Raw genomic sequence first — 25,056 nt, 5'->3', positions numbered from 1 at the left:
TCACCTGCGATGATGCGATCGCGAAGCTCTTCCAGCCCCGGCCGGTGCGCGAGGAGCCTGTCCCGGCGCACGGCCGCGTAGACCGGCCCCCCCCTCGATCGTGCCCAGGCCGAACAGGGGCAGTCCCCGGGCGATACCGTTGAGGATCCTTCGCGTCCGGACGCCTGCATGCCGGCGAGCCATCCGCCGTAGCTCGAACTCGAACCGATCGGCTGTGTGGTAAGCGGCCTCGGTCCAGAAATGGTCCTGATCGTCCAGGGCCAGGGCGACCGCCACCTGGAAATGCACCACGGTCTCCATCCCCACGGCGGGAAAGGGGACGCCGTGCAGGATCGCGGCTTCCAGAACCCGCCTCGCATGGAGTCGGTTCGCGGGCCATTCGTAGGAGTTGATCTCCAGCGGTCGATCGATGCGCTCGATGGCCGCCCGATCGCCGGATCCCAGCAGCGATCGCATCTTCGTCATCGAGAATCTGGAGATCTCCAATCGCCTCTCCATCGCGTTCTTCCTCCAGTCGGAGCATACCCGCTGGATCCGCGCGGGAGGACCGGGTAGAGTCGCGCACCGACGCCCCCGCGCGGCTTCGGACGGGCGGGAACGAGGATTCTCCGGGAGACGCCGCCGTGGATCTCGAACTTTCCGGCAAGTCGGCTCTGGTGACGGCCTCCTCCGGGGGAATCGGCCTTGCCATCGCGCAGGCCCTGGCCGCGGAAGGGGCCCGGGTGATAATCAACGGCCGATCGGAGGCGAACGTCGAACGCGCGATCCGCTCGATCCGCGAGCGCGTCCCCGAGGCGAAGCTGGATCTGCTGGCCGCCGACGCCGGGACGGCTGAAGGATGTGACGCCATCCTGCAGAGGCTCCCGGAGGTCGACATCCTCGTCAACAACCTCGGCATCTACGAGGCGGTCGGCTTCCTCGACGAGACCGACGACGACTGGCGGCGGCTGTTCGAGGTCAACATCCTGAGCGGCGTGCGGCTGGCGCGTGGTTATCTTCCGGGGATGCTCGCGAGGAATACCGGCCGGATCGTCTTCGTATCCAGCGAGTCGGCCGTGAGCCCGGCCCCGGAGATGGCCCACTACAGCGCGACCAAGACGATGCAGCTCTCGATCTCGCGCAGCGTGGCCGAGCTTACCAAAGGCACGGCCGTGACCGTGAACACCGTCCTGCCGGGCTCTACCAGGACCGAGGGGGTCGACAAGTTTATCCGGGACCTCTTCCCGGAGCTGGACCCGAGCGAGGCCGAGCGTCGATTCATGGCCGAGAACCGCCCCACCTCGCTGATCTCCCGGCTGATCGATCCGGCTGAGATCGCCGACCTCGTCGCGTTCGTGTGCAGCTCGCGCGCCTCGGCGATCAATGGGGCCGCCCTCCGGGTCGACGGCGGCCTTGTGCGGAGCATACTCTAAAGGGCCGGAGGTTCGATCGCTCCAGCTCGGGGGATCGACGGCACGGAGGTCGGGACGCGAGCGTGCGTCTCCCGGTTCATCGGCATCGAATCTGCTTGAATCCGCCTCGATCCTTCGGGCGGCCCCGGCAGGCGCCTCGATGCGTCCCCTAGAGACGGAGACTCGGCGGTGTCTGACGACGGTTTGTGGTACAAGGACGCCATCATCTACGAGGCCCACGTTCGGGCCTTCTACGATAGCAATGGCGACGGCATCGGCGACTTCCCCGGCCTGACGCAGAAGCTCCCCTATCTTCGCGACCTGGGCATCACCGCGATCTGGCTCCTGCCTTTCTACCCGTCCCCTCTGCGCGACGACGGCTACGACATCGCCGACTACACGACCGTCAACAAGCAGTATGGACGGCTCTCGGACTTCCGCGAGTTCCTCGACAGGGCGCATGAGCTGGGCCTGAAGGTCATCACCGAGCTGGTGCTCAACCACACCTCGGACCAGCACCCGTGGTTCCAGCGCGCCCGCAACGCCCCGGCGGGGAGCGTCGAGCGCGACTTCTACGTCTGGAGCGACAACCCCGAGCTTTACTCCGAAGCCCGAATCATCTTCAAGGACTTCGAACTTTCCAACTGGACGTGGGACCCGGTGGCCGACGCCTACTACTGGCACCGGTTCTACTCGCACCAGCCGGATCTGAATTACGACAACCCGGCCGTCTGGGAGGCCATCTTCCCGCTCCTGGACTTCTGGTTCAACATGGGCGTCGACGGGCTCCGGCTCGACGCGATCCCCTACCTTTACGAGCGGCCGGGGACGAACTGCGAGAACCTCCCCGAGACCCACGCGTTCCTGAAGGTCCTGCGCAAACGGCTCGATGAGAAGTTCCCCTCGCCGCCGCGGATGTTCCTGGCCGAGGCCAACCAGTGGCCCGAGGACGCCGTGGTCTACTTCGGCGACGGCGACGAATGCCACATGGCGTTCCATTTCCCGGTCATGCCGCGTCTGTTCATGGCGTTGCACCAGGAAGACCGGTATCCGATCCTGGACATCCTGGCCCAGACACCGGCGATCCCGGAGAACTCCCAGTGGTGCATGTTCCTGCGGAACCACGACGAGCTGACGCTCGAGATGGTCACCGACGAGGAGCGCGACACCATGTACCGCGCCTACGCCCACGACCCTGAGGCGCGCATCAACCTGGGCATCCGCCACCGGCTCGCCCCGTTGCTGTACAACGATCGCCGCCGCATCGAACTGATGACGGGCCTGCTGTTCTCGCTCCCCGGGACGCCGGTCCTGTACTACGGCGACGAGATCGGCATGGGGGACAACATCTATCTCGGCGATCGCAACGGCGTCCGCACGCCGATGCAGTGGTCGCCCGATCGCAATGCCGGCTTCTCGACCTGCAACCCGCAGAAGCTCTACTTCCCGGTCATCATCGACCCGGAGTACCACTACGAGGCGATCAACGTCGAGAGTCAGCAGGAGAACCCCAGCTCGCTCCTCTGGTGGGTCAAGCGGCTGATCGCGCTTCGGAAGCAGCATCAGGCGTTCGGCCGGGGGACGATCGAGTTCCTTAAGCCGGACAACGCGCGAATCCTGGCGTTCGTCCGGCGTTACGGCGACGAGTCGATCCTGGTCGTCGCGAACCTCTCGCGATTCATGCAGTTCGTCGACCTCGACCTGCGCGAGTTCCAGGGCTATTCGCCGGAGGAGCTTTCCGGGCACAGCCTCCTGCCCCCGGTCGACGATCGGCCGTATCGCCTGACGCTCTCCGCCTACGGCTTCTACTGGTTCCTGCTCAAGCCCCCCGAGGTGGGGACCCACGCGGTCGATCGCGAGCCGATGCGGATCGCCGATCTCCCGGCCGTGCCCGTCGATCGGGACTGGCGGGCCGAGTTGGCCCGCGTCGAGTCCGTGCGGCTCGATCCGTTGCTCCCCGCTTTTCTCGAGCGGCGACGGCCTGCCGGGCTGCCGAGGATCACGGCGGTCGACGTAACCCGGGCGGTCTCGGACCCGATGGGCTCCGGAGACGTTCAGTGGCTCGTCGTCCGGGCCGAGCTGGAGTCGGGCGACGCGGAGACGAACATCCTGCCGCTGATGCTCGTCCCCGAGGAAGCTATGGGGAGCTTGCTGGATCCGGGGGCGGGCACGTTCCTCGCGCGGGCCGTCGAGAACCACAACGGGGTCCTGTGCGACGCCCTCGCGGTCCCGTCCTGCGGCGAGGAGATCGTGAAGGCGATTCGCTCGGGCCTGTCCGTGTCGCTGGCCGACGGCGAACTGGCCGCCGTGCCGCTTCGCGGCCTGACCGAGGTGGATCTCGGCGAGTCGCCGCTGGTCCCTACGCAGCTCATCCGCAGCGAGCGGTTCAACACAACGCTCATTTTCGACGAGCGCCTGACCCTCAAGACCTTCCGTTGCATCGATGCGGAGATCAACCCCGACTTCGAGATGCGTTCGTTCCTGTCCGCCCGCCAGGAATCGCTGATCGTCGCTCCGGTGCTGGGCTATCTGGAGTATCGCCGGGTGCACGGGGCTCCCGTCACCGTCGCCGTCCTGAATCAGTTCATCCCCAATCAGGGTTCGGCCTGGTCGATGACCCTGAATCAGCTCAGCCAGTTCTACGAGCGCGTCGCCGCGCATCTGCACCGTCGCGGCGCCGACGTCAGGCCGGACGGCGAGCCGGCCGATCCCGCGGCGGTCGACGAGACGATCCTCGAAGGCCTCATGGCGGGCTTCGAAGTCCACGCGCGGAATCTCGGCGTCCGGACGGCGATGCTGCATCGCACCCTGGCGTCGGACAAGCGGACTCCCGAGTTCCGGCCCGAGTCCTTCGGGCGGCTCTATCAACGCTCGATCTACCAGTCGATGCGCAACCTGACCCATCAGGTCTTCACGCGGCTGTCCGGCGTCCTCAACAAGCTGCCCGAGACGACCCGGGCCGACGGCGAGCGTCTCCTGGGACATCGCGAGGCGCTCCTGGCAAGGTTCCAGCAGGTCTCGGATCGGCCCTACGGCGGCTCGCGGATCCGCATCCACGGCGATTACGAGCTGGACCAGATCCTCTACACCGGGGCCGACTTCGTCGTCTACGACTTCGAGGGCGACGCCGACGACTCGTCGGGCGAGCGCCGGGTTAAGCGCTCGCCGCTCCGCGACGTGGCGTCGATGATCCGTTCGTTCGACTACGCCGCGCACAGCGTCCTGTTCGACCTGGAGAAGAACCAGACCCGTCCCCCGGGCATGGTCCGCGAGGAAGACCGCTCGGCCCTCGAGCCGTGGGCTCGGCGATGGCTCGCTCGGGTCACGCAGCAGTTCGTCGACGCCTATCTGGAGGACATGGAAGGATCGGGCCTCATCCCCGACGAGAGGGCGGACGTCGATCGCTTGCTGAACATCCTGCTGCTCGACCGCACGCTGGACGACGTGGGCCGCGACCTGGCCCGGCGCCCGGCCTGGGTGGGCATCCCGATCCAGGCGATCCTGCGGGAGTTGCACGAGATCCAGACGGCGGGGTCGCCGGAGGCCTGAGCCGCGTCAGGCGAGGATCTCCCGGACCACGCGCGCCGGCTCGACGCCCGTCAATCGGACGTCGAGGCCCTGGAACTTGTAACCCAGGCGCGCGTGGTCGATCCCGCAGAGGGCCAGGATCGTCGCGTGCAGGTCGCGGACGTGGACCACGTCTTCGACGGCTTTGTAGCCGAGTTCGTCCGTGCCGCCGTAGGTGACGCCCCCCTTGATCCCGCCGCCGGCCATCCAGAGCGAGAAGCTCAGGATGTGGTGGTCGCGGCCGGTCCCCTGCCCCATGGGCGTCCGGCCGAACTCGCCCCCCCAGATCACCAGCGTGTCCTCCAGCATCCCGCGCTGGTCGAGGTCCTTGACGAGCGCGGCGCAGGCCTGGTCGACGTCGGCCGCGGCGAGCGTCATACCCCTTTCGATGTCGCCGTGGTGATCCCAGGCGCGGTGGTAGAGCTGGATCATCCGGACGCCGCGCTCGGCCAGTCGGCGGGCCATCAGGCAGTTGGAGGCGAAGCTGCCGTCGCCGGGGGTCGAGACGCCGTACATCTCGAGCGTCGATCGCGGCTCGCTGCCGAAGTCGGTCAGCTCGGGGACGCTCGCCTGCATCCGCGAGGCCAGCTCATACTGCGCGATCCGGGTCTGGATCTCGGGATCGAGTCGATCGGCGGCGAGCAGGCCGTTCAGGCGGTTGATCTCGGCGATCGAGGCGCGCTGGGCGTCGCCGTTCAGCCCGGGGGGGTTGCTGATGTAATGGACGGCGTCCCCCTTCGACTGGAACTGGATGCCCTGGAATTTGCTGGGCAGGAAGCCGGCCGACCACTGCCGCGCCGACACCGGCTGCAGCCCGGTCGCGCCGGCCGAGGTGAGCACGACGAAGCCGGGAAGCTCCTCGGTCTCCGATCCGAGGCCGTAGAGGAGCCACGACCCCATGCTCGGGCGGCCCTTGATGATGGAGCCGCTGTTCATGAACGCGTGGGCCGGGTCGTGGTTGATCTGCTCGGTGGTCATCGAACGCACGATCGCGATCTTGTCCGCGACCGTGGCGATGTGCGGGAAGAGGTCGGAGATCTCCTGACCGGATTCGCCGTGCTTGCGGAAGTCGCAGAAAGGGCCCCGCGCGATCAACGTCTTGTTCTGGAGCTGGGCGAGCTGCTGGCCCTTCGTGAACGACTCCGGGAACGGCTGGCCGTCCAGTTGCCGCAGTCGGGGCTTGTAGTCCAGGCTTTCGAATTGCGAGGGGCCGCCGGCCATGCAGAGGTGGATCACCCGCTTGGCCTTCACCGGGAAGTGGGGCGTCCGGACCACGCCGCGCCACCGATCTTCGGGGCGGCTCGCGTCGGCCTCGGCACCGCGGGCGGGCCTCGCGAAGAGGCCGGGGTCGAGGAGGCCGGCGAGGGCCAGGGAGCCCAGGCCGTAGGTCGAGTTCCGGAGGAAGGCTCGCCGCTGGAGGTCCGTGCGCCAGGCGTCGCGATCGATCGGGCGATTCATGATTCAATACCTGGTGATCGTTTCATGGAGGTTCAGCACGACGCGGCACGTCGCCGCCCAGGCCGCGACCTCGGCCGGATCGGCGTCCTCGGGGGCCGGGGCCTGGCCGACATTGAGCAACGCCTCGGCGGCGGCCGGATCCTCGCGGAAGGCCCGCCGACGCTCCGCGAGGAACGTCAGCAGCGACACCCGTTCCGCAGGCAGGATCGGGCGTGCGAGGACGATCTTGAACAAGCCGTCCAAACGATCCTCGTCGCTCGTCGAGCCGGTCTCCGCGAGCAGCTTCGCGGCCAGGACCCGGGCGCCCTCCACGAAGGTCGGGTCGTTGAGCAGCGTGAGCGCCTGCTGGGGGGTGTTGGCGGAGTTCCGCGAGGCCGTGCATTCCTCGCGCGCCGGGGCGTCGAAGTTGGCCAGCATCGGGTGGAGGAACGTCCGCTGCCAGTGCGAATAGAGGCCGCGCCGGTACTGGAGGTCGCCTTCGCTGGCGATGTAGTCGCGATTCGGGAACTGGATGTTGGCGTAATAGCCGGCGGGCTGATAGGGGAACGCGCTCGGCCCGCCGACGTCCGGGTTCAGCAGGCCTGCGACGGCGAGGAGGTTGTCGCGGACGAACTCGGCCTCCAGGCGTCGTGGCGAGAGAAACGCGACCCACCGATTCCCGGGGTCCAGGTCCTTCAACTCGGGGCGGGACCGCGAGTCCTGGCGATAGGCGGACGACGTGACCATCAGCCTCACCATCCGCTTGACGTCCCAGCCCGATTCCCGGAACTCGACCGCCAGCCAGTCGAGAAGTTCGGGATGCACGGGCCATTCTCCCTGGCCGCCGACGTCCTCCATCACGCTGCTGAGGCCGACCCCGAAGATCTGCTTCCAGAGCCGGTTCACGAAGACTCGGGCCGTAAGCGGGTTCTCGGGGGCGGTGATCCAGCGCCCCAGGTCGAGCCGCGTCAATCGACGGCCGGTCGCCACGGAGTCGTGCGGCAGGAAGCCCGGGACCTCGGGCTCGACGACCTCGCCCGTTCGATTCTGCCAGTCGCCCCTAGGCAGCACGCGGGTCTCCATCGGGGGCGCGGATCGCGTTACGAGGCTGGTGGCCCTGCCGTCGCGACACGCCTGGATCTCCGTGGCGAGCGACTTCGACCGGCTCCACACCTCGGCGTCGGCGGCCGTCCCCAGGTGGAACAGCCGTCGGACTCGCGCGGATTGCTCGGGGGTCCGATCCGGCTCTGCGGACAGGATCGCCGCTCGATCGTCGCCGTCCAGCCCGCCGAGCGGATCGCCGTCTTCCGGCAGGCCGAAGGGGCTGACGGAAACGCGGAGGCGGACGGCTTCCGGGCTCTTGATCGCGACCCCGAGCGACTCGCCCTCCTTGAGCTGGATGGGCGGATCGAGGGACCAGACGGCCGTCTGCGGGCTCTCGACGTGCTCTTTCGAGGTCCGCCAGCCTGCGAGCACGCCCGGGACCTCGTCGCCGTTGAAGTAGCGAGGCGACTTGAAGTCGGCGTCGGCGAAGTGGAACTTCAGCGCGGGTCCGGGCTTGCCCTCCCCGGCATTCAGGGTCGCAGTGAGTGCGACGGACGCAACCTCGGCCCCGTCGCGGACGATCCGTCCCCCCTGCTCCGGCGGGAGCATCTCCACGCGGATTCGGGCGACCCATCGCGGCTCGCCCCCGGTCACGAAATGCATCGCGGCGGTGGAGTTTCGGGTTTTGGTGTCGGCCTGGGCGGCGGTTTTCACGAGCAAGCTCTCATCGGCGAGGATCGAGCCCTGATCCCCCGTCGGCTTCATCGCGAGCCAGCCGGATTCCGAGGATGTCACGAAGGCCCGCGTCGCGTCGAGCCAGGCGTCGAGGTCTTTCACATCGGCCGGGCGGCCGGCGACCTCCCGCAACCGCTCGACGAGTTGCGCCCGGCGGGCCTTGAGATAAGGGCTCTGGACCTCGATCTCGGGCGGGAAGGGGTGGTCGTTGCTCCAGCCCTTCAGCTCGGGGTTGGGCGTGTAGTCGTAATCGTTGTAGACGCCCCATTGTTTCACGTCGGCGAAGAACGCCGACATGGTGTAGAAATCGCGCTGGGTGATCGGGTCATACTTGTGGTCATGACACTCGGCACAGCCGAAGGTGGAGCCGAGGAATGTCTGGCCGACCGTCCGCACGCGGTCGGCGGCGTATTTCGCCAGGTACTCCTCCGGCTGGGCCCCCCCCTCGCGGGTCATCATGTTGAGGCGATTGAATCCCGTCGCGACGAGTTGCTCGGGAGTGGGGTCGGGCAGCAGGTCGCCAGCGAGCTGTTCGGTGGTGAAGGCGTCGAACGGCTTGTTGCGGTTGAACGAGTCGACGACGTAGTCGCGATACGGGAAGACCCGCTGACCCTGGTCGCCGTGGTAGCCGACCGTGTCCGCGAACCGGGCGAGGTCCAGCCAGGCCACGGCCATCCGTTCGCCGTAATGGGGCGAGTCAAGCAGACGTTCGACGAGCCTCTCGTAAGCCTTCGGATCGGGATCCTCTTCGAACGCTCGCACCTCGTCGGGGGTCGGCGGAAGTCCGATGAGATCGAGCGACACTCGACGGATCAGTCGGTTTCGGGGAGCTTCGGGCGAGGGCTCGACATTCCGGGATTCGAGCGTGGCGAGCAGGAATGCGTCGATCGGGTTGCGGACCCAATCCCCGCGACGGACTTCCGGTGTCGCATGCCTGACGGGTGGGACGTAAGCCCAGTGGGCCTGATACTCGGCGCCCTGGGCGATCCAGTCCTGGAGCGTCTGCTTCTGCTCGGCCGAGAGCGTCTTGTGGGCCTCGGCCGGCGGCATGACGTCGTCGTCCTCGCTGAGAATCCGGAGGACCAACTCGCTGTCGTCGGGGTTGCCCGGCAGGATGGCCCCGTGCTGGGTCGCCGCCTCTCGCTCGTCGAGCCTCAGCTTGGCCTTGCGCTGGCTCTTGTCCGGGCCGTGGCAGGCGTAGCAGTTCTCCGAGAGGATCGGGCGGACGTCGCGGTTGAACTCGATCCGATCCTTCGCGAATGCGGGGGCGGGCAGGTTCGCTGCGAGCAGGAGGCAAGCGGCGGCAAGGCCGGAAGAGAGGCTGGGACGCAAGGTCGAGCCCTCCGGAGCGAGGCTGGTGCGGGATGCGGTAGCACGACGCGGGGTCCTGGGCGAGGCAGGATCGACATCTCCCACTATACCCAGGGACCCCGAGGCGGCGAAACCCTCGGCACGGGCCGGGGCAGGGCGGGGACGAGGCGTGGCGGCCCCCGCCGCGTTCGACGCGGGCCGCCTTGATCGACCGTCAGGCCTTCGTCGGCGAGAACGTGAAGTTCTGGCCGTCCCAGTCGATCTGGACCACGTCGGACGGGTTGACGCTCTGATCGAGCAGGGCCCTGGCGAGCGGGTTGGCCAGCCGTTGCTGGATCACTCGCTTGAGCGGCCGGGCGCCGTAGGTCGGATCGAAGCCTTCCTCGGCGAGCTGCTCCTGCGCCTTCGGCGTGACCTTGATCGAGAGGTTCGCCTCGGCGAGCTGCTTCTCCAACCGCTTGAGCTGGATGCCGACGATTTGCCCAAGTTCCTTCCGACCGAGCGGATGGAAAATGATCGTCTCGTCGATGCGGTTCAGGAACTCCGGCAGGAACTCGCGGCGGAGGACCTCCTGGACCTGGCTTCGCATGGTCGACTCGTCGGCCCCCTTCGCGGAGAGTTCCGCGATGACATGGCTCCCCAGGTTCGAGGTCATGATGATGACGGTGTTGCGGAAGTCGACCGTACGGCCCTGGCCGTCGGTCAGGCGGCCGTCGTCGAGGACCTGGAGCAGCACGTTGAAGACGTCGCGGTGGGCCTTCTCTACCTCGTCGAGCAGGACGACGGAGTAGGGCCGCCGGCGCACGGCCTCGGTCAGCCGCCCCCCTTCCTCGTAGCCGACGTAGCCCGGAGGTGCGCCGATCAGCCGGGAGACGTTGTGGCGCTCGCCGTATTCGCTCATGTCGAGGCGGACCATGGCGGCCTCGCTGTCGAACAGGAACTCGGCGAGGGCCTTGGCCAGCTCGGTCTTGCCGACGCCCGTGGGTCCGAGGAACAGGAACGAGCCGATCGGCCGGTTCGGGTCCTGGAGCCCCGCGCGGCTGCGGCGCACGGCGTCGGCCACGGCGCGCACGGCGTCTTCCTGGTCGACCATCCGCAGGTGGATCTGGTCCTCCAGCTTGAGGAGCTTCTCGCGCTCGGTGGCGAGCATCCGCGAGACCGGGACGCCGGTCCACTGGCTCACGACCTCGGCTATCTCCTCGGAGTCGACCTCGCGCTTGAGCAGCCGCTGACCTTTCTCCTTGGGCTGGTCGTCGCCGGCGGTCTCGGTCTCGGCGATCCGCTTCTCCAGAGCCTTCCGCTCGGAATCGAGCGTGGCGAGCTGCTGGAAATGGGACTCGTCGGGACGTTCGCCGTGCTGCTGCTTCTGCCGGATCTCGTCCCAGAGGCGTGCGTAGTCGTTCTTCACGGCCTCCAGGCGCTCGCGGACCTTCTGGACGTCGCCCAGGCCGGACTTCTCCATCTCCCACTGCCGGCGGAGGTCCTGCAGCTGCTTCTCGACCTGCTCGATTTCGGACTCGACCTCGGCGAGCCGCTCCAGGGCGTGCTCCTCCTCTTCATTCTGGAGCATCCGCTGGGCGAGCTGGAGCTGGAGCAGCCGTCGCTGGAGGACGTCGATCTCCGTCGGGACGGATTGCAGCTCCATCGAGAGCCGGCTCGCGGCCTCGTCGACGAGGTCGATGGCCTTGTCGGGGAGGAAGCGGTCGGTGATGTAGCGCGAGGCGAGCTTCGCGGCCGAGACCAGGGCGGAGTCCTTGATCTTGACCTTGTGGTGGACCTCGTAGCGCTCCTTGATGCCGCGGAGGATGGCGATGGTGTCGTCGATCGAGGGCTCGCCGACGAAGACCGGCTGGAACCGCCGCTCCAGGGCGGGGTCCTTCTCGATGTGCTCGCGGAACTCGTCGAGGGTCGTCGCCCCGATGCAGCGCAGCTCGCCGCGCGCCAGGGCGGGCTTGAGCAGGTTGGCGGCGTCCATGGCGCCGTCGGCCTTGCCCGCGCCGACGACCAGGTGGAGTTCGTCGATGAAGAGGATGATCCGGCCTTCGGAGTCGGTGACTTCCTTGAGGACCGCCTTGAGCCGCTCCTCGAACTCGCCCCGGAACTTGGCCCCGGCGACGAGGGCCCCCATGTCGAGGGCGATCAGCTTGCGATTCTGGAGGCTCTCGGGCACGTCGCCCGAGACGATGCGCTGGGCCAGGCCCTCGGCGATGGCGGTCTTGCCGACGCCGGGCTCGCCGATGAGGACGGGGTTGTTCTTGGTCCGTCGGCTGAGCACCTGGACGACGCGGCGGATCTCGGAATCGCGGCCGATGACCGGGTCCATCTTGCCCTTGCGCGCGGCCTCCACGAGGTCGCGGCCGTAGCGTTCGAGCGCCTGGTACTTGTCGTCGGGGTTCTGGTCGGTGACCGCCTGGCCGCCCCGCACTTTCTGGAGGGCCTTGAGGATCTCGGGCGCGGTGACGCCGAGGGATTCGAGCAGGGCCTGGGTCTTGCTCTTGACCTTCGCGAGACCGAGCAGGAGGTGCTCGACGGAGACGTACTGGTCCTTCATGCCGTCGGCCTCGGCCTGGGCGGCGTCGAGGACGGCAGCCAGGTCGGGGCCGATGGAGACCTCGCCGCCGGTGACGCGCGGCAGGGCGTCGAGCCCCTGCAGGGCGGCGCGGAGGATCTGGGCCGGATTGACGCCGAGCTGCGTGAAGAGCGCCCGGACGACCTGCTGGTTGGGGTCTAGCAGCGAGGCCAGCAGGTGCATCGGCTCCAGCCGCTGGTGGCTGCGCTCGCCCGCGAGGGCCTGGGCGGCCTGGAGGGCCTCCTGGCTCTTGAGCGTGAGCTTGTCGAATCGGAACGCCATGGGATGTGTCCGCCTTTCGGGTGTCGCGTCGAGCTGGAGCCCGCCGGAAGACGCCTCACCGCCGCGGGGCCGTCACGATGCGATCTATCGGAGTATGTGCACATTTCTACGCGTGTTGGCGAGACGAGGTTCGTCGGCGGGCGGGGGCCTTCCGCGCGTGAAGAAGGGACGGGGCCCGCGATGCGATCGGGGTCCCGTCCCGCTCTCGTTGGGCTCGGGCTATGGCGCCCCGCAGGTTACTTCTTCTCCTCGAACTCGACGTCGATCACGTCGTCGGGCTTGGCGCCGCCCGGAGCCTCGGACGCCCCGCCGCCGGGGGCCGCGCCGGGCCCGGTCGCTCCCGCCCCCGCGCCGGCCGCGGCGTAGAGGTGCTCGGACATCGCCTGGGCGGCCCGGGAGAGCTCGTCGACCGCGCGGTTGATCGCGGCGGCGTCGTCCCCGTTCTTCGCCTCTTTCACCTTATCGATGGCGGAGCGCAGGGCCGTCTGGTCTCCCTCGCCGAGCTTGTCCTTGTTCTCCTCAAGCAGCTTCTCGATCCGGTAGGCCTGCTGCTCGGCGTTGTTGCGCGCCTCGGCCAGCTCGCGACGCTTCTTGTCCTCGGCCGCGTGGGACTCGGCGTCCCGGTTCATCCGCTCGATCTCTTCCTTGCTGAGGCCGCCGGAGGACTCGATGCGGATCGTGTGCTCCTTGCCGGTGGCCTTGTCGCGGGCGGTGACGTTGAGCAGGCCGTTGGCGTCGATGTTGAACGTGACCTCGATCTGGGGCACGCCCATCCGCGCCGGCGGGATCCCTTCCAGGTTGAACTCGCCGAGGGCGCGGTTGTCCTGCGCCATGGGCCGCTCGCCCTGGTAGACCTTGATCGTCACGGCCGACTGATTGTCCTCGGCGGTGGTGAAGGTCTCCTTCTTCTCGGTCGGGATCGTGGTGTTGCGGGGGACCAGGACGGTCATCACGCCCCCCTTGGTCTCCAGGCCGAGCGACAGCGGGGTGACGTCGAGCAGGAGGACTTCCTTCACCTCGCCCGTGAGCACCGCGCCCTGGATGGCCGCGCCGACGGCGACGACCTCGTCGGGGTTGACGCCCTTGTGGGGCTCCTTGCCGAAGATCTCCTTGACGATCTGCTGGACGCGGGGCATGCGGGTGGAGCCGCCGACCATCACGACCTCGTCGATCTGGGCGGGCTTGAGTTTGGCGTCGTCCATCGCCTTGAGGACCGGGCCGCGGCAGCGCTCGAAGAGGCTGTCGGTCAGCTTCTCGAACTGGGCGCGGGTGATGGTCATCGTCAGGTGCTTCGGGCCCGAGGCGTCGGCCGTGATGAACGGCAGGTTGATGTCGGCCTGGGCCTGGAACGACAGGTCCTTCTTCGCCTTCTCGGCGGCCTCCTTGAGTCGCTGGAGGGCCATCGCGTCCTTGCGGAGGTCGATGGACTGCTCCTTCTTGAACTCGTCGGCGATGTGGTTGATGAGGGCCTCGTCCCAGTCGTCGCCGCCCAGGTGGGTGTCGCCGTTGGTGGAGAGAACTTCAAACACGCCGTCGGCCACGTCGAGGATCGAGATGTCGAACGTGCCGCCGCCGAGGTCGAAGACCGCGATCTTCTCGTTCTTCTTCTTGTCGAGGCCGTAGGCCAGGGCCGCCGCCGTCGGCTCGTTGATGATCCGCGCGACCTCGAGCCCGGCGATCTGGCCGGCGTCCTTGGTGGCCTGGCGCTGGCTGTCGTTGAAGTACGCCGGCACCGTGATCACGGCCTTGCGCACCTTGTGGCCGAGGTAGCTCTCCGCGGCCTCCTTGAGCTTGCGCAGGATCAGGGCCGAGATCTCGGGCGGGGTGTAGTCCTTGTTGTTGGCGTGGACCTTCACGTAGTCGGACGAGCCCCCCACGACCTTGTAGGGGACCATCTTCTCCTCCGAGCCGACCTCCTCGTGGCGGCGGCCCATGAACCGCTTGATCGAGTAGACCGTGCCGGCCGGGTTGGTGATGGCCTGCCGCTTGGCCGGGTCGCCGACGAGGATCTCCCCCTTCGACGAGAAGGCCACGACCGAGGGCGTCAGCCGGCTGCCTTCCTGGTTGGGGATGACCGTGACGTCACCGCCTTCCATGACCGCAACCACGCTGTTGGTCGTCCCCAGGTCGATGCCGATGATCTTCTCACCTTCCGCCACGTCCCATCTCCTTTATCTCGCGCCGAGCGGTGACGAGGAAACCCGCGCGTCACAGTGACGTGCGAAGCGATCAGACCAGGAACGATGGACGCGTTCCGAATCGGAATCGCCGGCCCACGGCCGTTCGTCCGGGGGTGCACCGACTCTCTCTTCACAACTACCGGGATTCGCAAGCATCGTGCCAGATCCGAAATGATGCTTGCCCTCGACCTCAAGTCTCTCTCAGAAATCAACTTATGACTTCATTGATCGAAGGCGTCGGGATCGCCCTACGCCTGTGCGGCTGTCGATATGGCAGTCTCTCGGGAGGTCGGCGGGGCTGCCTGTCGTTTTGGCACTTTCGTTCCATTCGTCCCAGAGAACCTGGAGTAGAGACCGAACACACCCCCACCATCATAGGCGGTCCGAGCACGGTTTAGAATCCATCAGCGGTGGCTTCGGAAATAACTTGACAGGGTTGGACTTTTCTTTTAATACCTTATGACTATGAACCTTGCGTCGAGAGTCGGGGGGCGTTAAAGGTTCCCCGGCGGCCTGAATCGGGTCCAGCCCGCGACCTGATCTAGGACGCCTTCGCCCGCCATCCCGATTCGATCGTCTCTCTCAGAGTGAACCGATGGCCCGTAAGTCCCCCACGCCCGCCCGTCCCACCGCCGCGTCGACCGGACCGGCGGCCGAGCCCGCGGATCCCAAGAAGTCGCCTTCGCTGGCTTCGCTGCGAAGCGAGATCGACCGCCTCGACAAGGACCTGGTGGCGATCCTGAATCGACGTGCGGAGATCGCGGTCCAGATCGGCAAGGTCAAGAGTTCAAACGGGTTGGAGGTCTTCTCGGCGGCCCGCGAGGAGGAGGTCCTGGCCAAGGTGCTGGGGGCCAGCCATGGGCCGCTGCCGCAGGACACTCTCCGCCTGATCTTTCGCGAATTGATGAGCGGCACCCGGGCCTTGCAACGCACCCTCCGGGTTGCGTGCCTGGGGCCCAAATATAGCTACAGCCACCTGGCTTCGGTCGCCAAGTTCGGCGAGGCCGTCGAGCATGTGTCGGTCGGTTCGATCGCGGCGGTGTTCGAGGAGGTGAACCGTCGGCACGTCCAGTTCGGGATCGTGCCGCTCGAGAACTCGACCGACGGACGCATCGCCGACACGCTCGACATGTTCACCAAGCTGCCGAACCTCAAGATCCGGGCCGAGGTCCGCCTGAGGATCCACCACTGCCTGTTGGGGCGTTGCGAGTGGAGCCAGATGCGTCGGGTCTATTCGAAGTCGCAGGCCCTCTCCCAGTGCCGGAACTGGCTCGGCAAAAACCTCCCGCAGGCCGCGAAGATCGAGGTCGTTTCCACGGCCGCCGCCGCCGAGTTGGCCCAGCGCGAGGAATTCGCCGGGGCCGTGGCGAGCAAGCCGGCAGCCCAGGCGTATCGGCTCAATCTGCTGGCCGAGAACATCGAGGACCAGGCCAACAACGTGACCCGATTCGCCGTGATCGCCGAGACCCCCGAGACGCGCACCGGGCGGGACAAGACCACGCTGATGGCTCGCATCCCGAATGATCCCGGCTCCCTGGTCAAGACCATCGCCCCGCTGGAGAAGCTCGGCGTCAACATGACCTGGATCGAGTCCTTCCCCATCCCAGCCGCGGCCGGCGACAAGAACCCCGCCTACCTGTTCTTCCTCGACATCGAGGGCCATATCGAGGACGCGCTCGTCCAGAAGGCCGTCGAGACGATCCGTCGACGATGCGAACGGCTCGACGTCCTCGGGTCTTACCCCCGCAGCGAGGTCATCGAGAGCTAATCCCCCCCATTCCGCGGCCAGGCCGGATTGTCGCCGTCCGCGTCGCGTCGGTATCCTGTCGCAGGGAGTGCGGCGGATATCGACATGCGAAAGGATCGGTTGGATGGGCGATTTGGCTTGCGTCAACGGGAAACTGATGGTGCCGGAGCAGGCGACGGTGCCGATCTACGATCGGGGCTTCCTGTTCGGCGATTCGGTCTACGAGGTCTGCCGGATCTACGACGGCCGGTGCTGGCTTGAATCCGACCACCTGGCCCGGCTGAAACGGAGCCTCAAGGAGCTGGAGTTTCCTCCGTATGACCTCGATCTCCTCGTGGAGCGAATCTACAGGACGATCCGGGCGAGCTTCGTGAAGGAAGGGCTGGTCTACGTCCAGGTGACCCGAGGGGTCGCTCCCCGGACCCACGCTTTCCCAAATCCTCCTGTCCCGCCGACCGAGGTCATCATCGTCCGTCCCTACGACGACGCTCCCTCGGCCGCGCTCCGCAAGACGGGCGTGCCGATCGTCAGCCGGCCCGACATCCGCTGGAAGCGCTGCGACATCAAGACCACGAACCTGCTCGGAAACGTCCTGGCCAACGACTCCGCGCATCGCGAGGGGGCGTACGAGGCCGTCCTGATCGACGCGGCCGGCTACGTCACCGAGGCGACCCACACCTCGCTCCTATGGGTTCGGGACGGTCGGATCGAGGCCACTCCGGAGGGGCCCGAGATCCTGATCGGCATGACTCGCCACCTCACCGTCCGTCTCGCCGCGAAGGTGGGGATCCCGTTCGTCGAGACGCGCGTGACGCTCGCCGAGCTCCAGGCCGCCGACGAGGCAATCCTGGTCGGAACCTCGACCGAGATCATGCCGGTGGCGACAGTCGACGGCGTGCCGATCGGCGCCGGCTCACCCGGCCCCATCGCGGCGAAGCTCCAGGCCGCCTATGTGGAGGAGCTTGAAGCCTGGCTCGCCGAAAGGCCCTCCCCCGGCATGAGGAAAGCCCCGGCGACCGCCTCATGACGACTTCAGAGCCATTCGACGCGGACGATCCCTTCGCGTTGCATTTCCACCGCGAGCCCCTGGGCCCTGTGGGGATCGACCTCCTCGTCCTGAGGGATTTCGCCGCGGTGAATCCCGACCCCTCGGCCTGGGAGGCCGGCGTCGATTGGCTGAGGGCCGAGGGGCGAACGGTCGAGGTCGTCACCGAGGTCGTCGACGGCGCGGAACCACAGATCGGTGAGCAGATTCGCCGGTTCCTCGACGCTTCGGCTCAGCCGATCGTCGCAATCTGCCGCGCCGAGAGGCCGCCGTCGCGCGAGCACTGGGAGCCGTTGCTCAAGGGCCTCGATCAGGCGGATCACGTCGTCGGGGGTCGGTCCGCGAATCCTCCGGCCGCCGCGTGGCGGGCCCTCGCTCGCATCGTCCGTCGGATCGTGCTGGGCGTGCCCGTGGCCGACGTCCACTCGACGATGAGACTGCACCGCGCCGAGAAGCTACGGGAGATCCCGCTGCAATCGGGCTCGTCGTTCGTGGACGTCGAGATCCTGGCCAAGGCGACGTTCCTCGGCCACGTCCTCGACGAGCCCACGATTCCCGCGCTCCCGGGGCCGACGTGGACGCGGGGGCGTCTCCGCGACCTGGCCTTGGTCTTCAAACGGCCCACGTTCCGACGGCCGCCCGAGCTCGGGCCCGACTCACGACCATTTGAACAGTCGCAAGGCTAGCCAGAAGGTCCCGACCGCCCAGGCGGCGAGGATCGCCAGGGCGCGAGCGACCTCGAATCGGCCGAGCCCGGCCCCTTCCAGAAGGACCAGCCTTAAGCCCCCGACGAGCTGCGTCAGCGGCAAGGCCTGGATGATCGGCTGGACGACCGCCGGGAAGCGGTCGGCCGAGAAGAAGACGCCCGACAGGAGCCACATCGGCAGCATGACGAGGTTCATGAGGCCGCTCACGGTCTCAGTCGTCGAAGCCCGGCTGGCGATCAGCAGCCCGAGTCCCGCGAAAGCCAGGGCTCCCACCACGTCCAGCAGGATCACCAGGGCCAGGCTGCCCCGGATCGGCATGTGGAAGGCCAACACGCCCAGGAGCAGGAGCACAGCCAGGTCGGGCAGCAGGAACGTGAGCCGGGCCGCCAGGATCGCGCCCAGGAAGTCGCGCCGCGGCATGGGGGTGGCGACGAAGCACTTCAGCAGCTTCGCGATCCGCATGTTGACCAGGAAGAAGCCCACCCCCCACAGGCCGCCCCCCATCGCGTTCAGTCCGATCAGCCCCGGGATGAGGAAATCGATGTACCGCGAGCCGGGTTCCGTCACCAGGACGTCGCGGGTCGCGATCGGGTCGACCCGGCCCGCGGCTCGCTGGAGGACCTCATCGACGGCCCGGCGGGCGGCCGCGGACTCCGGGCGCGTCGGGTCATATCGGTAGGAGAATCCGCCGTCTTCCTCTGGCATGACCACGACCGGCGTCCGCCCCGTCCTCAGTCGATTCAGGGCCTCGGCTTCCGGGTGGACGTGGAGGATCACTCCGGAAGTGGCGCCGAGGGAAGCCGACCCCGCGTCCGCGAGCCTCGCGTTATGCGCGGCGACGGCCTCCTCGATCCCGGCCCTCGCGGGGCCGGCGACGACGTCGACCTCGACCGGCGCGGGCGGTCGGCTCTGGAAGGCGTAGCCCAGGACGATCGCCAGGAGCATCGGGAAGCCGTAGACCCAGAAGATCCTCGCGGGCTGGCGGATGAACTCGCGCAGGCGTGCGAGGTAGAGCTGGAAGAAGGGCGAGTGGCGAAGCATGCACGATCCTTAATGCGACACGTCGTTGCGCGGGCCTGGACTGGCCGCGGGGGTTGGTCAGCGGGCGGCGCGTCGGCGGCGGCCGCGGCGACCCCCTCGGGGTTCGGCTTCCGGCTCGACCACCTCGTCCTCACGCAGGTGACGCCCCGTCAGCGAGACGAACACGTCCTCCAGGCTCACGTGCCGGGTCGTCAGGCGGGCGAGGGGCCGACCGCTCGTCGCCAGGCTTTCGAGGAGGGCCGGGATGGCCAGGTGAGGTTCGCCGACGGTCAGCGAGTAGCCGTCGGCCTCGGCCCGGGCCGCGAGCACCGAGTCGAGGCCGCCGATCGCGGAGAGGTCCAGCGAATCCCCCTCGCCGACGGCGAACTCCACGACGTGCTCGCCGCCGAGCCGGGTGATCAGCTCGGCCGGCGACCCGAGCGCGATGATCCGGCCGTGGTCGATGACTGCGACCCGGTCGCAGAGCCGCTCGGCCTCGTCCATGTAGTGCGTCGTCAGGAGCACGGTCCGGCCCCGACCGCGAAGGTCGAGGATGACGTCCCAGAGCTGGCGTCGCGACTGCGGGTCGAGGCCCGTCGTCGGCTCGTCCAGGAAGAGGATGTCGGGGTCGCCGATGAGCCCGACGGCCACCGCCAGCCGCTGCTGCTGGCCGCCCGAGAGCTGCTCGACCAGCGCATTGGCCTTGGTCTCCAGCGAGACCCGTGCGATCGCCTCCTCCACCGTCAATCCGTGGCCGTAGAAGCTGCGAAAGACTGTCAGAAGTTCCCGGACGGTCTCCTTCTCCGGGAACCTCGTTTCCTGAAGCGTGACGCCGATCCGCTCGCGAATGGCGGGGGCGTCCTGCTCCCAGCGAAGACCGAGGACCTCCACATCTCCCGAAGTTGGTCGATTGAGGCCTTCCAGAATCTCGACGGTCGTGGTCTTGCCGGCCCCATTGGGACCGAGCAGGCCGAAACACTCGCCGCGACGGATCTCCAGGTCGACGCCGGCGACGGCGTCGATGGGCCCGTCGCGGCCGGGGTACTGCTTGCGTAAATCCTTGACGCGAATCGCCGACTCCGTCGCCACTCCGTCCTCCTCCTGCGGCCTCGTGCGTCTCTTCCCCGCGCCGGCGTCGTCGGACGCCGACTCGGGTCAGACGCCGAAGCCCTCGTGCAAGACCGTGTTCCGGGGGACCACGACGACGCCGTCCCGGATGACGTGGGTCGAGCACTCTTCCGAGTCGACGATGCCGGTCTCGTTGAGGACCTTGACGTTGCGGCCGATCCGGGAATTCTTGTCGACGATGGCGCGTTCGATGACCGAGCCCGCCCCGACGCCGAGGTTGACGAGCCCTTCGCCCTGGTTCTGCCTCACGTCGGCGGCCTGTTCGTACCAGTCGGAGCCCATCAGGTAGGAGTCGCGGATGGTCACGTTGTCGCCGATGATCGAGCGGACGCCGATGACGGAGTTCTCGATGACCGATCCACGACCGATCACGCAGCCGTCGCAGATCAGGCTGTTGCGGACGGTCGCCCCGAGGATCCGCGAGCTGGGGAGGTAGCGGGGCCTCGTGAAGATCGGCTGCTCGCCGACCGTGAAATCGAACGGGGGGTGGTCCAGGGTCAGGTCGATGTTGGCCTGGTGAAAAGCCCCGACGGTCCCGATGTCCTCCCAGTAGCCGTCGAACAGGTGCGCCTGCACGCGCTGCTGGCTGAGGAGCTGCGGGAGCAGCTCGTGGCCGAAATCGGTCGTGGTGCTGGAGGTCAGGAGGTCGACGAGCGTCTTCCTGTTGAAGACGTAGATCCCCATGCTGGCGAGGTACGGACGGCCCTGGGCCTTGAGCCCGAGCTTGTCGAGCCAGTTGGGATCGGTGCGGACCCGGCTCAGCTTCTCCTGGGTTTTGGGCTTCTCCTCGAAGTCGATGACCCGGCCGTCGGCCTGGATCCGCATGATGCCGCAAGAGCGGGCCTCGGACTCCGGCACCGGAAGGGCGGCGATCGTGGCGACGGCCTTGCTCTCGACGTGGGTCTTGATCATCTCCTGGAAGTTCATCCGATAGAGCTGGTCGCCCGAGAGGATCAGGACCAGGTCGTAGTCCCTGTCGGTGAAGTAGGGGATGTTGCGGCGGACGGCGTCGGCCGTGCCCTGATACCAGGACTCGTTCTGCATCGTCTGCTGCGCGGCCAGGATCTCGACGAACCCCCCCTCGAACGGGTCGAACTTGTAGGTGTTGTAGATGTGCCGGTGGAGGCTCACGGAATTGAACTGGGTGACGACGAAAATGCGGTGCAGCCCGGAGTGAATGCAGTTCGACACGGGGATGTCGATGAGACGATACTTCCCGGCGATGGGCACCGCGGGCTTGCTCCGCGACTTGGTGAGCGGGTAGAGGCGAGTGCCCCTCCCGCCGCCCAAGATCAACGAGATGACCCGAGGCATGGAACCCTCCTTCAAGGGCGAGGCGAACCGTCGCGTGGTACGACGGCCGCGGATGCGGCTTTGGACTTCGTGACGGCTTCGACTCTGCGTCCGAGGCTTCGTCTTACAATTCTCGCGCCGGGAAGCGTGGCGAGGGCCTGGCCCGCCCCCACGCCGGCCACGTCGAGGGGCCGGCGGGCGGGCGTAATATGATCGGACCCCGAGCGCAGGCGAGGCGGTCGCGAGGACGATCGACGGACAGTCCGACGACCGCCCGCGGGTTCACCATCCCCGCGACATGTTCGACTCGACGACCTTGCGGGCCTTCTCGAGGTCGACGCCCGTCTTCTGCATGTAGAGGCGGACGGCGTGCAGCTTGTCCCCCGCCGCGTTGGCGAGGCACTCGCGGGCCGTGGAGCAGGGGTCGACGTCGGACTGGACGCCGAGCAGGTTCTTGGAAATCACCCAGGCGTCGCGGGGGCGATGCGCCACGCGGAGGATCTCCTCGGCGGGATAGTTCGCCTGGGCGAACGTCCGGGCCGAGTCCTCGTCGTCCGCGGATGCAATCATGATATGCGACGTCGTTTCGACCTCGAAGAGAGGCATGATCCGCTCCCTTTCGCACGAGAAATCGAGGAAGGATCCAGGGCGGGCCTGGGACGTCCCCGCCGCGATCGTCTTGTCATCTCCTATGGATCGTACTCCCCCCGCCGGGCCCGGTCAAAGGGGCTGGGGGGCGGCTTGAGGGGCCGGCGCGATGCCAGCCGGAGTTCCCTCAATTCGGGCCCCTTGGGGAATGTCGTCACGCCCGGCCGATTCGCGCGTCCGGGGCGGCGGAGGGCGGGCCTCCTCGCGTGCGGCCGGCCCCGGGGGATGATTCGGATTTCAAGATGCGTGGATCGCACCCGGGCCCGGGACGGCGGGCTTGCGGCCGGCGGCCGGGGGCCCGATGATGGAACGGTCCGCCGTCGCGCGGGGATCCACGACCGCCCCTTTGAACTCCGACCCGGGAGAGTCCTCTTGGATCGAGCGGCGAAGTACGCCACCTCGTCTCAGGTGATCCTGGCCGTCCTCGGCGTCATCGGCGCGCTCTACCTGCTGAAGACGATCCTGGCGCCGATCGCCTTCGCGCTAGTCCTGGCCTCGATCCTCTCGCCGCTCGCCTCGTTCTTCCGGCGGAGGCTCTCCTACGGGCCGTTCGGGGTCCTGACGGTCTTCCTGCTGCTCGTGCTCGGCGGCGTCTACCTCGCCAGCCTGGCCGCCGAGAGCCTGATCCATGCGGCGAACACCCTGCCGTCGGACCTGGAGCGGCTGGCGGGTCAGCTCAGCGGCCGTCTCACCGACCTGATCCGGGATCAGCCCTCGCTCCGCGTCATCCTGCCCGAGCCAGGGACCATCGACCGCCTGGGCGACACCAACCGGGCCCTCTTGATCGAGAAGCTGAGCCTCGGGCTGTCGGACTTCACCACCTGGGTCGTCCAGGGGTTCATCGTCCTGGTCCTGGTGATCTTCCTGCTGATCGAGAGCGAGATGCTCACGACCAAGGTGCTCCGGTTCTTCGCCCGGACCCCGGAATCGTCGCGCAACGCGCGATCGATCCTGGATCAGGTGACGCGGAAGGTCCGCGCCTACCTGATCGCACGGACGCTCATCAATCTTGGGGTCGGGCTGGTCGTGGCGCTCGGCCTCTGGCTGCTCGGCGTGAACTTTGCGCTCCCGCTCGGGCTGTTCGCCGCCGTGACCAACTACATCCCCTATATCGGCCAGCTCGCGGGTGGGGCCCTGCCGGCCCTGATCGCGCTGGGACAGACCGGCTCGCTGGGCGACGCCCTGATCGTGGCCTCGATGTACCTGGCGGTCCTGGGGGTGGAAGGCTACGTCGTGACGCCCCTGGTCATGGGCAAGTCGCTCGACCTGAACGGCACGACCGTGCTGATCGCTTGCTTGTTCTGGGGGTACATCTGGGGGCTCCCGGGCCTGGTGCTCGCGATGCCGTTCACCGCGACCCTGAAGATCGTCTGCCAGACCGTCCCCGAGCTGAATCGCTGGGCCGAACTCATGAGCGTCGACTGGCAGTCGCCGACCGCCCTGGAAGGCTCGCTCGACGAGGCCCCTTCGACGGCTCCGGCGAAGCCCACGACCCCGGCGACCGTCGTCGACAAGGCCGACGGCGTCGGGGCGACCCGGTCCTGAAACGTCCGCATCGAGGAGGAGCCGTCGTGAGATCGGGATCGTCGCGCCGCACGTTTCTGGAAGGTGTCGGACTCGCGGCCGGATTGGCGGGCGGTGTCGCCCCGAGGTCGGGGGGCGGGGCCCAGGAACCCGCTCGTCCGCCGAGGATCGCGGCCCTCGCCTCGACGTACTTCTACCTCTCTCACGCCTATCACATCGTCGGTCGGTTCCTCGACGGATTCCCGGTCTACGACGGCGGGCCGGGGCGCTCGCCGGAGCAGAACCTGCACAGGCCGCCGTTCGAGATCGCCAGCCTCTTCATCGAACAGGTCGCCGACGACACCGATCTGGGACGAGCGAAGGCCGCGAGGCACGGCGTCCGCCTCTCCCCGACCATCGCCGACGCCCTGACGCTGGGGACCGGGGGCCTGGCGGTCGATGGCGTCCTGCTGATCGCCGAGCACGGCGATTACCCGATCAACGAAAAGCTCCAGAAGCTCTATCCGCGGGGCCGCTACTTTCGGGAGGTCCTCGACGTCTTCCGCACTTCGGGCCGGGTGGTGCCGGTCTTCGTAGACAAGCATCTCTCCTACAGGCGGGACGAGGCGGCGGAGATGGTCGACCAGGCGGAGGCGATGAAGGTCCCGCTCATGGCCGGGTCCAGCCTGCCGATCACCTGGCGTCGGCCCGAGCTGGAGATCCCCCTGCGCCGGCCGATGAGCGAGGTCCTCGTCGCATCGCGCGGGAACTTGGAGATTTTCGGGTTTCACGCGCTGGAAGTCCTCCAGTGCATGGCCGAACGTCGCGATCGGCGCGGCAAGCCCCAGGGCGTGGCGGCCGTCACGTGCCTCGAAGGCGACGCCGTCTGGGAGGCCGGCGACAAGGGGGTCTGGTCGTGGGAGCTGCTCGCGCAGGCGCTGGGCCGGAGCAACACGGTCAACCCCGGCGACGTCCGCCGGAACACGCAGGATTTCAAGCGGCCGGGCGTGCGCGACGCCGCGACGATCCTCGATCGGCCGGTCGCCTTCGTGGTGGAATACGTCGACGGCCTGAGGGGGACGGTCCTGATCCTCAACGGCCACGTCGACGACACCACGGTGGCGGTCCGCACCGTCGACGCCCAGGGGAGGGACACGATCGCCTCGACCCTGACCTATCTCCCAGCTCCCCCCGGGGCCAGCTTCTTCAACCCGCTGGTGCTGCGGATCGAGGACTTCTTCCGGGAAGCGGCCCCCCCCTACCCCGTCCGGCGGACCTTGCTTTCCGGCGGGATCCTCGACGTGGCGCTGGAGAGCCGGATCCAGGGCTCCCGCCGGATCGACACGCCCGACCTGGCCGGGATCGATTACGAAGCCCCCGCCGATTCCGGGTTCATTCGGTCCAGCCTCACCGATACGACTCCGAATCGGTTGTGAATACCGGACGTTC

General features: G+C 67.7%; 16 protein-coding genes. 7 read left to right on the top strand and 9 right to left on the bottom strand.

Translation table 11 applies throughout. The features are described from left to right. A complete protein-coding gene (locus G6O68_RS18270) occupies nt 1-498 on the bottom strand; it encodes a hypothetical protein (protein ID WP_165250075.1) in 498 nt (165 codons plus the stop codon). Nucleotides 499-623: 125 nt separating this feature from the next. Here G6O68_RS18270 and G6O68_RS18265 point away from each other — a divergent pair, with 125 nt between their 5' ends. Further along, a complete protein-coding gene (locus G6O68_RS18265; protein WP_165250074.1) occupies nt 624-1,412 on the top strand; it encodes an SDR family NAD(P)-dependent oxidoreductase in 789 nt (262 codons plus the stop codon). 168 nt (nt 1,413-1,580) lie between these two features. Further along, the gene (treS, locus tag G6O68_RS18260; protein ID WP_165250073.1) at nt 1,581-4,940 is read left to right on the top strand and encodes a maltose alpha-D-glucosyltransferase; all 3,360 of its coding nucleotides are present in this window, start codon (nt 1,581-1,583) and stop codon (nt 4,938-4,940) included. Nucleotides 4,941-4,946: 6 nt separating this feature from the next. On the opposite strand, the gene G6O68_RS18255 is transcribed toward treS, so the two are convergent. From G6O68_RS18255 to dnaK, 4 genes are all read right to left on the bottom strand, one after another. Next, a complete protein-coding gene (locus G6O68_RS18255; RefSeq protein ID WP_165250072.1) occupies nt 4,947-6,416 on the bottom strand; it encodes a DUF1501 domain-containing protein in 1,470 nt (489 codons plus the stop codon). 3 nt (nt 6,417-6,419) lie between these two features. Further along, on the bottom strand, nt 6,420-9,506 hold the full coding sequence (locus G6O68_RS18250; RefSeq protein ID WP_165250071.1) for a PSD1 and planctomycete cytochrome C domain-containing protein: 3,087 nt from the start codon (nt 9,504-9,506) through the stop codon (nt 6,420-6,422). A 193-nt stretch (nt 9,507-9,699) separates the two neighbouring features. After that, entirely contained in the window at nt 9,700-12,336 is a 2,637-nt protein-coding gene (gene clpB / locus G6O68_RS18245) for an ATP-dependent chaperone ClpB (protein ID WP_165250070.1), read from the bottom strand. 236 nt (nt 12,337-12,572) lie between these two features. Further along, nucleotides 12,573-14,495 (bottom strand): molecular chaperone DnaK, encoded by a 1,923-nt coding sequence (gene dnaK / locus G6O68_RS18240; protein WP_165250069.1) that lies wholly within the window; start codon nt 14,493-14,495, stop codon nt 12,573-12,575. A 616-nt stretch (nt 14,496-15,111) separates the two neighbouring features. Between dnaK and pheA the strand changes: the two genes are divergently transcribed. The 3 genes from pheA to G6O68_RS18225 all read left to right on the top strand — a co-directional run bounded on the left by pheA (nt 15,112) and on the right by G6O68_RS18225 (nt 17,994). Then, a complete protein-coding gene (gene pheA, locus G6O68_RS18235) occupies nt 15,112-16,284 on the top strand; it encodes a prephenate dehydratase (RefSeq protein WP_165250068.1) in 1,173 nt (390 codons plus the stop codon). Nucleotides 16,285-16,387: 103 nt separating this feature from the next. Continuing rightward, entirely contained in the window at nt 16,388-17,290 is a 903-nt protein-coding gene (locus G6O68_RS18230; RefSeq protein ID WP_165250067.1) for an aminotransferase class IV, read from the top strand. Further along, the gene (locus G6O68_RS18225; RefSeq protein WP_165250066.1) at nt 17,287-17,994 is read left to right on the top strand and encodes a hypothetical protein; all 708 of its coding nucleotides are present in this window, start codon (nt 17,287-17,289) and stop codon (nt 17,992-17,994) included. Before G6O68_RS18230 ends, G6O68_RS18225 begins: the two co-directional genes overlap by 4 nt. Here G6O68_RS18225 and G6O68_RS18220 read toward each other — a convergent pair. From G6O68_RS18220 to G6O68_RS18205, 4 genes are all read right to left on the bottom strand, one after another. Further along, a complete protein-coding gene (locus G6O68_RS18220; RefSeq protein ID WP_165250065.1) occupies nt 17,965-19,056 on the bottom strand; it encodes an ABC transporter permease in 1,092 nt (363 codons plus the stop codon). The genes G6O68_RS18225 and G6O68_RS18220 overlap by 30 nt on opposite strands. 57 nt (nt 19,057-19,113) lie before the next feature. Continuing rightward, the gene (locus G6O68_RS18215; protein ID WP_165250064.1) at nt 19,114-20,124 is read right to left on the bottom strand and encodes an ABC transporter ATP-binding protein; all 1,011 of its coding nucleotides are present in this window, start codon (nt 20,122-20,124) and stop codon (nt 19,114-19,116) included. Between the two features lie 66 nt (nt 20,125-20,190). Continuing rightward, nucleotides 20,191-21,477, bottom strand: a complete 1,287-nt coding sequence (locus G6O68_RS18210) for a glucose-1-phosphate adenylyltransferase (RefSeq protein ID WP_165250063.1) — start codon at nt 21,475-21,477, stop codon at nt 20,191-20,193. A 261-nt stretch (nt 21,478-21,738) separates the two neighbouring features. Further along, complete coding sequence (locus tag G6O68_RS18205) at nt 21,739-22,062, bottom strand: DUF6793 family protein (protein WP_165250062.1); 324 nt, start codon at nt 22,060-22,062, stop codon at nt 21,739-21,741. 414 nt (nt 22,063-22,476) lie between these two features. On the opposite strand from G6O68_RS18205, the gene G6O68_RS18200 reads away from it, so the two are divergent. Next, entirely contained in the window at nt 22,477-23,649 is a 1,173-nt protein-coding gene (locus G6O68_RS18200) for an AI-2E family transporter (RefSeq protein ID WP_165250061.1), read from the top strand. A 26-nt stretch (nt 23,650-23,675) separates the two neighbouring features. Beyond that, a complete protein-coding gene (locus tag G6O68_RS18195; RefSeq protein ID WP_165250060.1) occupies nt 23,676-25,043 on the top strand; it encodes a hypothetical protein in 1,368 nt (455 codons plus the stop codon). The last annotated feature ends 13 nt before the right edge of the window (nt 25,044-25,056 follow it).

It is taken from the genome of Paludisphaera soli (genome assembly GCF_011064595.1).
GTDB lineage: Bacteria > Planctomycetota > Planctomycetia > Isosphaerales > Isosphaeraceae > Paludisphaera > Paludisphaera soli.
The sequence above is the reverse complement of the archived record's forward strand: the minus strand, read 5'-3'. Positions and strand labels throughout refer to the sequence as shown.